This is a genomic window from Treponema sp. OMZ 799, assembly GCF_024181365.1.
Classification (GTDB): Bacteria; Spirochaetota; Spirochaetia; order Treponematales; family Treponemataceae; genus Treponema_B.
Genome location: NZ_CP051301.1, coordinates 1,543,826 through 1,558,472, shown reverse-complemented (window position 1 = coordinate 1,558,472; position 14,647 = coordinate 1,543,826). Strand labels below are relative to the sequence as shown.

At 35.0% G+C, this 14,647-nt stretch carries 15 protein-coding genes, 1 tRNA gene and 1 pseudogene; 4 read left to right on the top strand and 13 right to left on the bottom strand.

Going from position 1 to position 14,647, the window contains the following annotated elements:
• Window positions 1-8: 8 nt before the first annotated feature.
• The 5 genes from E4O04_RS07040 to E4O04_RS07020 all read right to left on the bottom strand — a co-directional run bounded on the left by E4O04_RS07040 (window position 9) and on the right by E4O04_RS07020 (window position 4,203).
• Window positions 9-842, bottom strand: coding sequence for a CPBP family intramembrane glutamic endopeptidase (locus tag E4O04_RS07040; RefSeq protein WP_253707056.1), 834 nt, complete (start codon window positions 840-842; stop codon window positions 9-11).
• Window positions 843-886: 44 nt separating this feature from the next.
• The gene (locus E4O04_RS07035; protein ID WP_253707055.1) at window positions 887-1,138 is read right to left on the bottom strand and encodes a hypothetical protein; all 252 of its coding nucleotides are present in this window, start codon (window positions 1,136-1,138) and stop codon (window positions 887-889) included.
• A 155-nt stretch (window positions 1,139-1,293) separates the two neighbouring features.
• Window positions 1,294-2,160 (bottom strand): CPBP family intramembrane glutamic endopeptidase, encoded by an 867-nt coding sequence (locus E4O04_RS07030; RefSeq protein ID WP_253707053.1) that lies wholly within the window; start codon window positions 2,158-2,160, stop codon window positions 1,294-1,296.
• A gap of 191 nt (window positions 2,161-2,351) precedes the next feature.
• A complete protein-coding gene (locus tag E4O04_RS07025; protein ID WP_253695083.1) occupies window positions 2,352-3,104 on the bottom strand; it encodes a hypothetical protein in 753 nt (250 codons plus the stop codon).
• Between the two features lie 160 nt (window positions 3,105-3,264).
• Window positions 3,265-4,203 carry a helix-turn-helix transcriptional regulator gene (locus E4O04_RS07020; protein WP_253707051.1) on the bottom strand — a complete coding sequence of 313 codons (939 nt, stop codon included), beginning with the start codon at window positions 4,201-4,203 and terminating at the stop codon, window positions 3,265-3,267.
• Window positions 4,204-4,309: 106 nt separating this feature from the next.
• Between E4O04_RS07020 and E4O04_RS07015 the strand changes: the two genes are divergently transcribed.
• Window positions 4,310-4,747 (top strand): GNAT family N-acetyltransferase, encoded by a 438-nt coding sequence (locus E4O04_RS07015; RefSeq protein ID WP_253707049.1) that lies wholly within the window; start codon window positions 4,310-4,312, stop codon window positions 4,745-4,747.
• A 105-nt stretch (window positions 4,748-4,852) separates the two neighbouring features.
• Here the strand turns inward: E4O04_RS07015 and E4O04_RS07010 are convergent.
• The 7 genes and pseudogenes from E4O04_RS07010 to E4O04_RS06980 all read right to left on the bottom strand — a co-directional run bounded on the left by E4O04_RS07010 (window position 4,853) and on the right by E4O04_RS06980 (window position 10,830).
• Window positions 4,853-5,277 (bottom strand): annotated as a pseudogene (locus E4O04_RS07010) (type II toxin-antitoxin system VapC family toxin).
• Complete coding sequence (locus E4O04_RS07005) at window positions 5,255-5,506, bottom strand: CopG family transcriptional regulator (protein ID WP_253707045.1); 252 nt, start codon at window positions 5,504-5,506, stop codon at window positions 5,255-5,257. Before E4O04_RS07005 ends, E4O04_RS07010 begins: the two are co-directional and overlap by 23 nt.
• Before the next feature lie 27 nt (window positions 5,507-5,533).
• On the bottom strand, window positions 5,534-5,926 hold the full coding sequence (locus E4O04_RS07000) for a type II toxin-antitoxin system HicB family antitoxin (protein ID WP_253707043.1): 393 nt from the start codon (window positions 5,924-5,926) through the stop codon (window positions 5,534-5,536).
• A 16-nt stretch (window positions 5,927-5,942) separates the two neighbouring features.
• Window positions 5,943-6,122, bottom strand: a complete 180-nt coding sequence (locus tag E4O04_RS06995) for a type II toxin-antitoxin system HicA family toxin (RefSeq protein ID WP_253707041.1) — start codon at window positions 6,120-6,122, stop codon at window positions 5,943-5,945.
• A gap of 134 nt (window positions 6,123-6,256) precedes the next feature.
• Window positions 6,257-6,775, bottom strand: coding sequence for a histidine phosphatase family protein (locus E4O04_RS06990; RefSeq protein WP_253707039.1), 519 nt, complete (start codon window positions 6,773-6,775; stop codon window positions 6,257-6,259).
• Window positions 6,776-6,780: 5 nt separating this feature from the next.
• Window positions 6,781-9,498 (bottom strand): valine--tRNA ligase, encoded by a 2,718-nt coding sequence (locus E4O04_RS06985; RefSeq protein WP_253707037.1) that lies wholly within the window; start codon window positions 9,496-9,498, stop codon window positions 6,781-6,783.
• Between the two features lie 27 nt (window positions 9,499-9,525).
• A complete protein-coding gene (locus tag E4O04_RS06980) occupies window positions 9,526-10,830 on the bottom strand; it encodes an NCS2 family permease (protein ID WP_253707035.1) in 1,305 nt (434 codons plus the stop codon).
• 128 nt (window positions 10,831-10,958) lie between these two features.
• Between E4O04_RS06980 and E4O04_RS06975 the strand changes: the two genes are divergently transcribed.
• Entirely contained in the window at window positions 10,959-12,386 is a 1,428-nt protein-coding gene (locus E4O04_RS06975) for a hypothetical protein (RefSeq protein ID WP_253707033.1), read from the top strand.
• Here E4O04_RS06975 and E4O04_RS06970 read toward each other — a convergent pair.
• Window positions 12,383-13,438: an aldose epimerase family protein gene (locus E4O04_RS06970; RefSeq protein WP_253688092.1), complete on the bottom strand. Its 1,056-nt coding sequence runs from the start codon at window positions 13,436-13,438 to the stop codon at window positions 12,383-12,385. The genes E4O04_RS06975 and E4O04_RS06970 overlap by 4 nt on opposite strands.
• 75 nt (window positions 13,439-13,513) lie before the next feature.
• On the opposite strand from E4O04_RS06970, the gene E4O04_RS06965 reads away from it, so the two are divergent.
• Window positions 13,514-14,509 (top strand): phosphate/phosphite/phosphonate ABC transporter substrate-binding protein, encoded by a 996-nt coding sequence (locus tag E4O04_RS06965; protein WP_253688093.1) that lies wholly within the window; start codon window positions 13,514-13,516, stop codon window positions 14,507-14,509.
• 53 nt (window positions 14,510-14,562) lie between these two features.
• Window positions 14,563-14,635: transfer RNA gene (locus E4O04_RS06960), tRNA-Met, on the top strand.
• The last annotated feature ends 12 nt before the right edge of the window (window positions 14,636-14,647 follow it).

Genomic DNA, 14,647 nt, shown 5'->3' with positions numbered 1-14,647 from the left:
CATTTTTTTCAAATTTTCAAACTTTTTCTCATCTTTACGTATTTGCTAATATCAATTATCAAGATTATGAGGGCTATAATAAAAATTATAAAATAAATAACTATTAAAAAATAAAAATATACATAGTTAAATAAAAATATAAAAAAATTATTAATTGAATGAACAAAAATAGGAACATAAATATTATTAGTTTTTTCATAACAATAAGCCAATAAAATTCCTACTAAAAATAAAAAGAATGTATTTGTTCCAAAACCGTACTTTGGTATGTGTAAAAGAGCAAAAAGTATTGAAGAAATAAGTACACCAATAAAGGCATTACTTATTTCTTTTAATTTATTATACATAAGCCCTCTATATAGTATTTCTTCAAAAATAGGACCAAAAATTACTGAACCTATAAGCATAAAAGGTTCAAAACGAGGTTTTAGAGATTTTTCTAAAATCAAAATATCATATATAGTAATATTTTTTTTACCCGTTAAAATATCATTAAAGTATTTAAAAAAATTAAAAAGAAAAGCATTATCAAAGATAAAGTATATTATATAATATATCATTCCAATTGATAATATATAAATCAAACTTTTTACAATAAAAAAGAAATTTAATTTTTTATAAGTAAATATTATCTTCATTTCTTTTAGATACAATAAATATAAAACAATTATAAATAGTAAAGATATTAGAAGGTCAACAATTTTATTATATTTACCGAATAAAGCATAATAGCAATTATAAAAATTATTTAATAAAAACTTATGAATATACGAATTTATATAAAAAACAAGAATATACAGCATAAAAAGAATGCACAGATCTTTTATTACTTTTTTATTCATAATCCATACCCTATAATAAGAACATTGAAGGAAAAATAATATCGCTACAAAATAATTTCCTTTTCTGTAATTATATTTCCTGAACCTCCGCCTGCACAGCAACCAGGGCCATGATCACCACTATGCCATCTAGGGTCTCTTCTTTCCATAACACCTCCCATAGGCTTAATACCATCATCCCAAGCTTTTTCATCGTTCAATGAATCACTTATTCCATCAAGAATAAGACCGTCATTTAAAATAATACCGTCATCTTTTGTTATACCTTTCATTTTAAGTAATGGTGTGTTTTTCATATAAATCCTCCATAAGTTTATATTTTCCTTCGATGTCTAACTTAAGCCTATCATATAAAATTTCACCCGTCAAGCGTAAATTTACGAAATTTATAAAAATTTCAATTTTATTTAACAAATTTTAATGTTTTTCACATTTAAATATACCGATTACATTATTTTTCACTCTCCGATAGAGAATCTGATTGTACAAGATTAAAAGTTTTTCGCACTTTTAGGTATTTTTTTATTTCTTGTATAGCTATTATTATACCGGCAATAAAAATTATAAAATAAATAACTATTAAAAAATAAAAATATACATACCGAAATAAAAATATAAAAAAATTATTAATTGAATGAATAAGAATAGGGACATAAATATTATTGGTTTTTTCATAACAATAAGCCAATAAAATACCGTCAAGCACAAGAGAAAACATTTTTATATTAAATCCATAACCCGGTATATGTAAAAAAGCAAAAAACATTGAAGAAATAAATACAGCAATGAAGTCATTGCTTATTTCTTTTAATTTATTATACAGAAGTCCTCTATAAAATATTTCTTCAAAAATAGGGCCAATGATTACGGTACTTATAAGCATAAAAGGTTCAAAACGAGGTCTTTGTAATTTTTCTAAAATCAAAATATCATATACAGTAATATTTTTTTTACCCGTTAAAATATCATTAAAATATTTAAAAAAATTAAAAAGAAAAGAATTATCAAAAATAAATGATATTATATAATATATCATCGTGATTGATGACAGATAAATCATCCCTTTTATAATAATAGAGAAATTTAATTTTTTATAAGTAAATATTATCTTTAAATCTTTTGAATAAAATAAATAGAAAATGATTATAAACAGTAAAAATAATAAAATGCCAAAAATTCCATTATATTTAACAAATAAAATATAATAGTAATTATAAAAATTTTTAAAAAGGAATTTACCGACATAAGAAAGCATAAAAAAAACAAGAATATACAATATAAAAAGAATACATAGATCTTTTATTATTTTTTTATTCATATAATTATTCCATAAGTTTATATTTTCTTTCGTTGTCTACTTTAAATCTATCGTAATTAGATAAAAAACTTTTTGCTGTTTTTATAAGTTCTTCTCGGTAAGCTTTTGGAGAGACACGTCTGAAGTTTTTCACTATGAAACTAAAGGTCATAAGAAAAAGCCAATTAGAGTTTTATAAGGAGCTCTATATTTTATTCTTTAGCTGCATCTAAGATTTGTTCAATCTTATAATAATTTTTTTCTACTAATCTAAAATCCTGTATACTTATTGCTTTTCTTATTTCGGAGATTATTGAAGGTTGATCGGTTTCTTTTATTTTATCTCCAAACATTTTCTCACATTTTAGTACAAAAAAACAATATTGTAATACAGCCAATTGTAAAGCTGTCTTTTTTACATCAAGGTTTAATTCCGAAAAAACAGATGTAACCTCAGCCGGAAGCGAATCATTTTCCAATGTCCACAAAATATCTTCAATTTTCTTATTTTTAAAAAATAAAGACCAGTCGGTTTTATTCAATTTTGAAGTTAATTCATGGTAATTTTTTAGAATATTATTAATACTACCCAAAGATAATTTCATATTTTTTTGAGCTTCTGCCTCGCTAACGGCTTTTGCAAATTCTTGTTCTGCACGTTTTTTTTCTGCCTCTGCTTTTTTAAATTCTTGCTCGGCGCGTTGTTTCTCCGACTTTGCTTTACTCAATTCACGCTCTGCACGTTTCTTTTCTGCCTCCGCTTTCTCAAATTCCGTTTTTGCTTTCATATACGGTTCTAACCAGTTTTCAGTAATATCTTTATACAAATTCTCATATAAATTAAATAAATTGACATCACTAGAATCATGATACAGTACAAGAGATTGTTCTTCAGCATTCAAATTTACACAAAAAGATGTAAAGAATAAAATTATTACAAATATTAGTGTTATATTTTTTTTCATATTTTCCTCCCATAAAAAATAAAAAATGTAGTTTTTACGGTAAGTCTCTACCATAAAATAAAAGAATTAAGTATTTTCACTTATTATAATTATCTCATGGTTTCCGACGCATGTCAAGATAAATTTGTAAAAAAATACTTTTTTATTTATTTTCATCAAATCAAATACTTCCAAGAAGGTTTTTGTCGTAATTGGATAAAAAAGTTTTTGCTGTTTTTATAAGTTCTTCTTGGTAATTTTTTGGAGAGATAACCTTTACCTTATCCCCGAAGCTGAGAAGAAGAGCCTTCCATAAGCGTTCCCTTGCAGGAACACGAATATGGGTTTTGTATTTTTGAAAAGATTTTTTTTCGATTACGGAATCGGGGAAGTATTCTTCGATAAGAGGAATTTCTTTTTCGTCAAAGGCGATTTCTATATCGATGCAGGTTTTATAATAGGCAAGCTCGACTTCTTTCATTTTTTGTTGTATGTCGCCGTGTTTTATAAAAGACCTTTCTTTTGAGAGAACAAGATTTTGCATCCGTGCAACCTTAAAGGTTCTATATTCTTTTTTTTCTTTGATGTATGAAAATAAATACCATGCATACCATTTATAATGAATGGCAAGAGGCTCAGCGCAAACATGGGAGCTTTTCCCTTCGGAATTGCGGTAATCGAAAACAATATAGTTTTTACTGTTGATAGCCTCTTCTAAAAGCATATTGGAACCCTGCACTTTTTTATTTTCTTTTGTAACGCTAAAATCCCAAAATACTTTTTGCCCGCCCTCTTTTTCGATAATTGCATTGTATTTTTGGATTAAAAAATTGAGCTTATCGTTTGTGTATGAGGTCGCAAGACTTTCCAAAGCGTTTATAATAATCTGCTGTTCGCTGTTTTTGATGTTGATGTTTTTTATTTTGTAATTTTCCAAGACGGCATAGCCGCCGTATCTTCCGCCCAGCGTATACACAGGGATTCCGGCTTCTGCTATGCTTGCCATATCCCTCTGAATAGTACGCACCGACACATTAAAATATTCAGCTAAATATTTTGCAGAAACCTTTTCGTGGTTTAGTAAGTATATAATTATTTCGAGAATGCGTTCAAGTTTCATTGAAAACCGATTATAAGCGATTTTTTACAAAAAAGCAAGGCATTGAAAAATATGCAGAACTTATGTAAAATAAAGGATAATTATTTTGCACTTAATGAGGCCTGATTTGGAATATAGAAAATTAACAATTGAAGATATTAATGAAATAGCAGAAATTTATATTAACTATTATAATAACATTGAAAACGGCTGCTGGACAAAAGAAAAAGCCTGTAAGAGAATCGCTCAACTTATTACGATTAATGATTCAATGTGTCCGGGTATGTATAAAGAAGAATTATTAATAGGCTTTATTCTAGGATATTATAAACAATTCGATGATTTATTGGGATACATTTTAGATGAAATAATAATAGATGCACAACATCAAAATAAAGGATACGGCACATTACTGATAAAAGCCTTAGAAGATATTGTTAAATCAAGCGGAGCCTCGCTTATAGAACTTGCAAGTGTGAACGATGAAGCTCATATACATTTTTATAAAAAATCAGGATTTTATATTGCCGATAATTTTATTCAAATGGGAAAATTCTTAAAATGACATACAGCCATTAAAATTCTTTGCGTTCTTTGCACCCCTTGCGGTTAAATAAAACCTTTGTTTGGCTAAATCCCAATCTGCAATTTTGCTTTAAGGGCATTTTGCTTATCTAAATCTCTTTTTAAATATATTCTCTATCTTTGATTTACCGTGCAGGCGGTAAATATCAAAATCGGAATCTATACTGATTATCCGGTTTATTCCTCTTTCTTCGGCAGCAGTTACTAATGTTGCATCTGCAAAATCCATGGGTCTATCGGAATACTTATTTATTAATTCGGAAATTCTCTTGATGCTGTTTTGATTGATATCATGAATTATAAGCCCCTTTTTCATTACCCATTCTAAAAAATTAATTTGAACTTCTATATTAAAATCAAGCATGTACATTACTTCGGTCAATACGGCAATTGTCGATACAAAGCTATAATTACCGTCTTTGATAAACTCCATAACACTTAAATGATATTTATCGTCCTTATCAAACAAGGCTATGAGGGGGCCTGATCAATGAGCACGGTATTTAGCATTTATTTTCTCCCTAATTTTTTGTTTATAAGAAACCGATAAATCTGAATTGCCGCTCCCGTATTTTCCGAAATATTCTTTTCCCAGCTCATAAGAATTCATCTCAGCCTCTTCATTGCGGAACAACATATCAAGAGCTTCTTTTATTAAATCACTCTTATTCTTTTTCTTTGAGGTAGATAACCAATTAAGTTTTTGCTCATATTCTATGGGTAATCTAACTGTTGTCATATAGACCTCCATATTACAATATTTACTTTACACCCCAACATGTAATTTTGCTTTAAGGGCATTTTGCAATTCTTGCGAAAAATTAAGGTTTGCATTTTCGGCTTTGTAATTTAACCACGCAGGAAGTGTAACCGTTTTTTTCACCGATTTTTCGGAGAACTGTCTGCGCCATTTATCGGTATCGGCTATAACATAGTTTACAAATCCGTCTTTTACTTTTACTTCAGATATATTGCTGGGATTCGGTATTTCTTGATTATTATCTTCATAATGGACGAGCATCATAGCTATGGCATCCTCTGCCATTTCTATAGCTTCAGTTACCGTGTCTCCGAATGTAAAACAGCCGGAAATATCCGGAACTCTAACCCCTATTTTTCCGTCATCGTTTTCAAAAATAACAGGATATGTATATTTCATTCTTTACCTCCTCGCCCTATTTAATACCGGCTTCCTTTAAAATATTATGTGCAGTTCCTTTTGGAATATCACCTTTATGACGCGGTATTGCTATCATTTTTCCGATTTTTTTGTGAATTGCTTTGTCATGTTTTGCTCCGGCTATTATTTCATATCCGGCCTTTTTTAACAGCTTTATGATTTCATTGGACGTCATAACTCAACCTTGTGCTAAGATTATAGCACGTGTTAACACGTATTGTCAAGTATTTTTTTGAGATGAAATAAAATCTTTGTTTGTCTAAATCCCAATCTGCAATTTTGCTTTAAGAATATTTTATACCAAAATTCTCAAAGCTCAAACTCAATAATTTCAGCGTGATAAGGATGATGGCAGCCCGTAACGGTTTCAATCATCATCCCGTGGGCTGCTACTATTACCTTTTTATAATGGGAATATTTTTTTAGAACTTTAAGAACGCGATTTTTAATCATTTCGGCAGTTTCCCAAGGCTCATCTTTACAGTCGGGATATTTTCCATTATTTTCATAGTAGGCTTTATGATAGGCAAAAGCCGTTTTTTCATCTTCATAAATAAAATTCTTATTGGCCAGCCATTCATGTAAATCAGTTTCAATTACAATATCTGCTCCCAATTCCTTAGATAAAATTGCAGCTGTCTGCACGGCTCGCGTATAAGGGGAACTCAGGATAATATCAGCTCTTTGAAGCCTCTTATCTTTACAAGCTGCCTTTATCTGCTCTACACCGGCTTTGCTCAAAGGTAAAAGATTTACCCCGAAGCCTTGGTATATTTTTTTATTTCGATTGATATCATCGCTCTCGCCATGCCGTAAAAAATAAAACATTTTTCTTAAACCATTCCCTGTAAATAGCCTTTAAGTTTTTCGATACGGCGTAAAAATTCTGTAAGCTTTTCTTTTTCGCCTTCGATGACTTCGCTCGGAGCGTTTTTGACAAAATTCTCGTTTTTGAGTTTTAAATCTATCTTTGAAGCATTTTGCTCACTTTTTTCAAGCTCTTTTTCAAACCTCTTTTTTAGCTGTTCGATATCGATTGAGTCTCCCGTTATCAAAAAGGCTTCAAAACCCGCTCCCACTACACCGATTGAAGAAGCCGTTTTTTCGTTAAGCGAAGCAATAAAATCCAACTCGGAAAGACCTGAAAGCATTTTAATTATTTCGGCATTTTCACGGGCGGCTTCGGCAGGAGAATCTTTTTCAATATAAATAGAAACTTTAAGCTTAACTTGAGGATCTATGCCGCATTCGGAGCGTAAGGCCCTGATGTTGCGGACTATTTCCTGCATGGTTCTAAAGCGGATGGAAGCGGCCGCGTCTATGCGCTCTTTTTTTTCTTCCGGGTAATCGGAGGTCATTAAAATTTCGGCACGGGCCAAGGCGCCTTCGGCACAATTTTTAGGCAGTTTGGAATAAATCTCTTCTGTAACAAAGGCCAAGAACGGATGAAGGAGGCGTAAGGATTCTTCCAAGACGGCAAGAAGCACCGAGGCTGCCCTATCCTTCTCTTTTTCGTCCCCGTATTTAAATGAAAGCTTGGTTCCTTCAACATACCAATCGCAAAAATTATTCCAAAAGAATTCGTAAACCTTTTGAGCCGCCTCATTGTAGCGGTAAAAATCAAGGCTTGCCCTTACGACTTGAGCTGCCTCGTTAAGCTCGTGATAGATCCAGCGGTCAAGTTCTTTTAAATTTTCCCGGCTTACAGGCACAATGGTTCTTCCTGCAAGGTTTCCTAAAATATAGCGCGAAGCATTCCAAACCTTGTTGGCAAATTTCGAGCCGAGCTTAAAGCTTTCCATGTCGATTAAAAAATCCTGACTTTGGGAGCCGCACATAAAGGTAAGAGTAAACTTCATGGCATCAGCCCCATACTCTTCGATGGCTACGAGGGGATCAATTCCGTTCCCTAAGCTCTTACTCATCTTGCGGCCCTGTTTATCCATAACCAAGCCGTGGATAAAAATATCTTTAAAAGGAACCTTCCCGGTAAACTGTAAGGAAGCCATTATCATTCTCGCGACCCAAAAGAAGATTATATCGTGTCCCGTAACAAGGGCAGATGTCGGGAAAAAGCGTTCGAGGTCTTCGCTTTTTTCGGGCCAGCCGAGGGTCGCAAAGGGCCAAAGCCAACTTGAAAACCAGGTGTCTAAAACATCCTCATCCTGCCTTATATTTTTTGACTTACAGTGAGGACACTCTGTAATGTCTGTGCGGCTTACTATTGTTTTGCCGCAATCGGAACAGTACCAAACAGGAATACGGTGTCCCCACCAAAGCTGACGGGAAATACACCAGTCGCGGATATTGTTCATCCAGTGAGCATAAGTGTTCTCCCATTTTTGAGGATAAAAAACAACATCGCCTTTTTTCCATGCATCTAAGGCTTTTTCTGCCAAGGGCTGCATTTTTACAAACCATTGCTTTGAAACATAGGGCTCTATAGTTGTGTGGCAGCGGTAACAGCAGCCTACAGCGTGCTTTATTTTTTCTTCATTTTTAAAAAGCCCCAAGGCTTCCAAATCTTCGATAACTGCCTTGCGCGCTTTTTCAGGTGAAAGGCCGCGGTATTTTTCCGGAACAGCCTCGTTCAAGGTTCCGTCAGGGTTTAAGATATTGAGAACCGGAAGATTATGTCTCCTGCCTACTTCCCAGTCATTGGGGTCATGGGCAGGAGTTATCTTTACGACACCTGTTCCGAATTCCCTGTCAACATAAGAATCGGCAATAACAGGAATCTTTCTATTTGCGAGAGGAAGAATTACTTCCTTTCCTATGATGGATGCATAGCGGGAATCTTCGGGGTGAACTGCGATGGCTGTATCTCCCAAGAGGGTTTCGGGACGGGTGGTCGCAATTTCGATTCTTGTTATTTTTTCGCCTTCTTCATTTTGTAAAACTGCCCCGTCAGCCAATTCGTAATAAATATGGTACATGCCACCCTTTCTCTCTTCATGTTCAACCTCATCATCGGAAATTGCCGTACCGCATGAAGGGCACCAGTTTACAAGGTAGTTTCCCTGATAGATGAGCCCCTTTTCATAAAGAGAAACAAAGACTTCCCTTACAGCCTGAGAGAGGCCTTCATCCAATGTAAAGCGTTCTCTTTCCCAGTCAACCGAAACGCCCATTTTGCGGAGCTGTTTTGTTATTATCGAGTGATGCTCATTTTTAACTTCCCAAACCTTTTCTACAAAGGCTTCCCTTCCTAGATCGTGCCTCGTCTTGCCTTCAGCCTTCAATTTTTTTTCTACAACGGATTGGGTTGCGATACCTGCATGATCGGTTCCGGGAATCCAAAGAGTTTCATCCCCCTTCATGCGGTGATAGCGGACAATTACATCCTGCAAGGTTTCATCGAGGGCATGGCCTACATGGAGAACGCCCGTAACATTGGGAGGCGGAATGACGACCGTAAAGGTATTTTTGCCTGTTTTCTTTTTTACCGGCCTAAAGCACTTATTGGCTTCCCAAAAGGAATAAATACGCTCTTCAAATTCTTTAGGATTATAAGATTTTTCCAATTCAATCGCCTGTAATTTTTCGCTCATTGTTTTCTCCGGTTGTTTTTAAAATACTTAGAATTTAACAAAAAATCTTAACATAAAGATTACAAACAAAATCCAGGTAATAAGAGGTATTTCCTTGAATTTACCCTTAATTGATTTTAAGATAACATAGGCCAAAACGCCGTATACGATACCTTCAGCAACGCTATAGGTAAAGGGCATCATAATCATTGTTAAGAATGCGGGTATACCCTCTGTAGGATCCTTATAGTTGATTTCGCTGGCTTGGGTCATCATCAAAAAGCCTACCATTATTAAAGCAGGAGCAGTGGCCGCAGCAGGAATCAATAGGAAAATCGGAGAAAACAACAAGGCAACGATGAACATAAGGGCTGTAACCACAGAGGTTAAACCGGTTCGTCCTCCGGCCGCAACACCGGCGGTACTTTCTACATAACTTGTTACTGTTGAGGTTCCAAGGGCGGCGCCTACTACCGTTCCGATAGCATCAGATAAAAAGGCTTGTTTAATCTTAGGAATATTTCCATCCTTATCTACAAGGTTTGCCTGAGTTGCAACACCGACGAGGGTTCCGACCGTATCAAAAATATCTACAAAGAGGAATGAAACAAATACAATAAAGAATTTAAAAGAAAGCACATTTGAAAATTCAAAATTGAACATTGCAGGAGCTGCAGGCAGACTTAAAGGAGACCAGCCTTCCCAGCCTCCGAAGGGAACGGTAATCTTTAAGGGAATACCTATTATGGTTGTAACTAAAATACCTATTAAGATCGCTCCCGGTACCCTTAAAATAAAAAGAGCACAGGTTATAATTAAACCGATAAGAGCTAAAACTGCAGGGGAGCCCCAAGTGAATTCTCCGAGTCCTACTAGAGTTGCAGGATTATCGACAATTATGCCTGAATTTTGAAAGGCAATAAAGGTAATAAAGATACCTATACCCGCGGCAACAGCCTTTTTAAGATTGACAGGTATGGATTTTACTATAGCCTCACGGACATTTACAAGCGAAAGCAAAATAAAAAGAACGCCTTCTAAAAAAACGGCAGTTAATGCCGTAGACGGGGAATAACCTAAGCCTATAACAACGCTATACGTAAAAAAGGCATTTAACCCCATCCCTGAAGCGAGGGCTACAGGCAGATTAGCTAAAAAGCCCATAGCAAGAGTTGCAATAGCGGCAGACAGAGCGGTTGCAGTAAAAACGGCACCTCTATCCATTCCGGCTTCACTTAAAATTCCCGGATTTACGGCCAAAATATAAGCCATTGCCAAAAAGGTAGTAATACCCGCAATGACTTCGGTGCGCACGGTAGTATTGTGCTCTTTAAGTTTAAAAAATCTTTCCATAACTAAGAAATTCTCCTTGGCGCATTGTAGCATAATTTTTTATTTACAGCAATATACAAATTTTATTTTTTTAGATAAAATAAATTTTAAAAATTAGTATTAAATACAAAAAAAAACTATATATAGGTATGAAGACAAAAAATATTTTTATTAAATCCTTTGAGATTTGCACAATGATGATGCTATGCAGCATCCTCTTACATGCGGAAATACCTGTAGAAAAAGTTGCTTTTTCTCTTACACAGAGTATTGATCTTAACCTTGACTACAGCTTGACGGCAGAAGCAAAAAATCCTTTTTTTGAGGTCTATACGTCAGCAAAAATTCGGGACCATCGGCCTAAATTTGCCCTCATACCCCAAGGTTTTAGCTTAAAATTCAGCCCCCTCCTATACAGGGAAAAGAAAAAGCTTTATCCTGCCCTTTCGTTTTTTTACGGAGGAATTACAAAATCAAGTTTTTTAAACAGGATGCTTTTTAAAGACAGTTTTGAAAAAAAGCCTTTTTATGAAGGAATAGGCCTTCCTCCCAAATACTTGATAGGAATCTCAAAATCAAAATTCGATGCGAGCTTGGGAACGGAATTTGCAATAAAAAATTTCAATCTGGTATTTTTTTCCGAACAAAAACAAAAAGAACTGTGGCCGAATCTTTCTTTTTGTGCAGCCTACAAAAATGATAATGAAGACTACCTGGTAAACTTCAGCATTCTTTCCTCCTTAACAAATTCAGCCTACTCTCAATTTAATATCATAAAACCGAATTATGATCAATTTTATTCATTAGAATGTATCCTAGGAGAAAAAAGGAGCTTCACCGCTTCCATATTTTCAGCAGCAGGCGGAATCAAACTTCCTTACCGGGCTCTGCATGGAAACAATAAAAATCTCTTAAATTCCAATTTAAATTTTTGGGGAAGAGCCGAGTACAATTTTCAAAGCGAGTATTTTATGCTGAATACGGGAACCTTATTTGAAAGAGACGGTTCATTAAAGGCCTTCGTTCAGCCTAAAATTGAAACCGGAGTTTTAGATATCGGCCTTTCATATAATTTTTTACGCAAATATTTTAAAAAGAAAAAATTATATGAAAATTCCCATGCGGGAGGAATGGGCGTGGACATCATCCTTACAAATTTTAAATTTAAGGGAGAGGTTTATTATGAGGATGCCGAATGGGACCTTAAAGGACAAATAAAAATTCCTATAAAACTTTTTGTTAATACAGCTTTTTCAATAAAAGGAAATACAAAACTGGAAGACAAATCCAAAAATCCGTTTATAGTAAAAAACTATTCTTTTTCGTCGGATATTAAAATAAAATTTAACAAGGCCTTCAATATAAGTCTTTCTTCTTCCTTTATGCAAAAAAATAGAATAATAAAAATAAATAAGACTCCGTATATAGCTTGGGAAGAAGGGGTCTTTAAATTTTCAACCCAGGCAGAATTTATAAAAAAGACAAAGCTGACATTAAATTCTTTTAAGGGAGAAATAATATTGGAAAGCGCCAAGCCTTTTATAAAAGGAAGCCTTTCATACAAAATAAATTTTTAAAATGCAAAATGCCAAAGAGTCTCGTGTTTATAAGCCTCACCGGGTTTAATTACGGTATTGGGAAAGTGAGGCTGATGTACCGAATCCGGGAAGGCTTGACTTTCGAGGCAAATACCTGAAAATTTATTGTAGACATCTCCGTTCTTACCGGGCTCATTGTCCAAAAACCCGCCTGTATACATTATAAGACCGGGTTGTGTCGAATAAACGGTTAAGGTCCTTTTGGTAACGGGCTCTTTTACTATTGCAGCCAAGGTCTTATGATCACTGACTTCTTTTTTGATAACCCATGTATTGTCAAAACTTCCGCCTATTTCTTGTACCCCCTCGCTCAAAAGCCTCGGTTTTCTAAAATCATAGCCCGTATTTTCTACATTTAAAAACTTTCCCGTCGGAATAAGCTCTTGATTGGTTTCAAGATATTGCTCTGAAAATATTTGAACCTCATGATTTAAAACCGAAACATAGGAACCGTTAGACTGCATTCCGGCCGGATTTAAGTTAAAATAACTGTGATTGGTAAAATTGACAGGTGTTGTTTTATCCGAAACAGCCTTATATCTTATAATAATCTCATTATCGGGGGTAAGAGAATAACTTACTTCCGTTTGCAAATTTCCGGGAAAGCCCTGTTCTCCATCGGGAGAGGTGCGGGAAAAAACAACTCCTGCTTCCTGTCTGTTTTTAAAGGTCTTTGCCTCATACAGCATCTTATCGTAAAAAGGATACCCTCCGTGAAGACAGTGCTTACCCCTGTCATTCGGCGTCAAAAGATATTGCTGATTTCCTAAAGTAAATTCGGCATTCGATATTCGGCCTGCATATCGGCCTATAAAGGAGCCGAAACGGGGGAAATTATTTACATAGCCGATAAAACTTGAGTATCCTAAAACAACATCATCAAAACCTCCGTTTTTTGACGGCAAAAGGATTCCGGTAATGCAGCTTCCGTAATTAGTGGCGCATAGCATCATTTTTCCGTTAAAAATAGTAAATAATAAAGCCTTATTTCCGCTTGAAAATGATCCGAATTCGGTTGTCGTTATCTTCATACCTATCCTCCCAAGATATACAATAAGTATAGCATATTATCGCATTATATGATAGAATGCGGCACGGAGAATTTTATGAAACACAAAATTATATTACTTTTGGCAGCTATCTGCCTATTTTTCGGTTGTGCTAAAGAAAAGACACAAAAACCTATTACCATGGTATTTTTACCTAATGAATCAAGCGATGCCATGAAGGATGCAAGGCTGGCTTTTATGGAAATAATAAGCGAAGCGGTGGGCCGTCCGGTCGAAATCAAAACTACAACGGATTATAATATTGCTTTGGAAGCAATTATATCCGGAAATGCAGATATAGCCTACATAGGTGCCGAGGGTTATATAAATGCCCATAAAAGAAATCCGGCCATCGTACCTGCGGCCACCAATTCAGGCCCAAGCGGAACCTTAGAAGACGCTTTATACTATAGCCTTATAGCAGTAAGAACGGAAGATGCCCCTCAATACAAAAATGGGAACGATTATGATTTGACCCTTTTAAAAGGAAAAAATATTTCATTTGTTTCCACGAGTTCTACATCGGGATTTGTAATTCCTGCAAGCCTTCTTGTAAAAAAATTCGGATTAAACAGTACCGACGAGCTTATTCATGACACATCGGTTTTTTCTAAGGTGCTGTTTGCAGGCTCCCATCAAGGCTCTCAAGTTAACCTTTTTAGAAAGGATGCAGATGCTGCAGCCTTTGCAATTCCTCAAACAATAGGTGTCTATGATTTAATTGCAGGAGAAGCCTATCAAACAGGAGCAGCTTACAAGGTTGTTAAAGGAGCTGTAGACCCCTTCGGAAAATTCCCCGGAAGCGAAATTACCGTAATCCAATCGATTCCGGTTTTAAATGCACCCATTGTTATGAACACAAAAACCCTGACTCCCGAAGAACAGGAAAAAATACAGGAAGCCCTTATATCCGAAAAAACGGCAAACAACCCCGGCATTTTTAAAATAAAGGGAGCCGATAAACAGGGAATGTACCCCAAATACACGGAAAAAACAAAGCTTGTCAAAACCACAGATGCTTGGTACGATAAAATCAGAAATTTAACAAAATAAGTTAAAAAAAGGCTTGACATAATGATGCTTATATGCTATACTCTGCCCCACGTCGCAGGGTAGAGCAGTTGGCAGCTCGTCGGGCTCATAACCCGGAGGTCGGAGGTTCGAGTCCTCTCCCTGCTAACCAAATTAAAA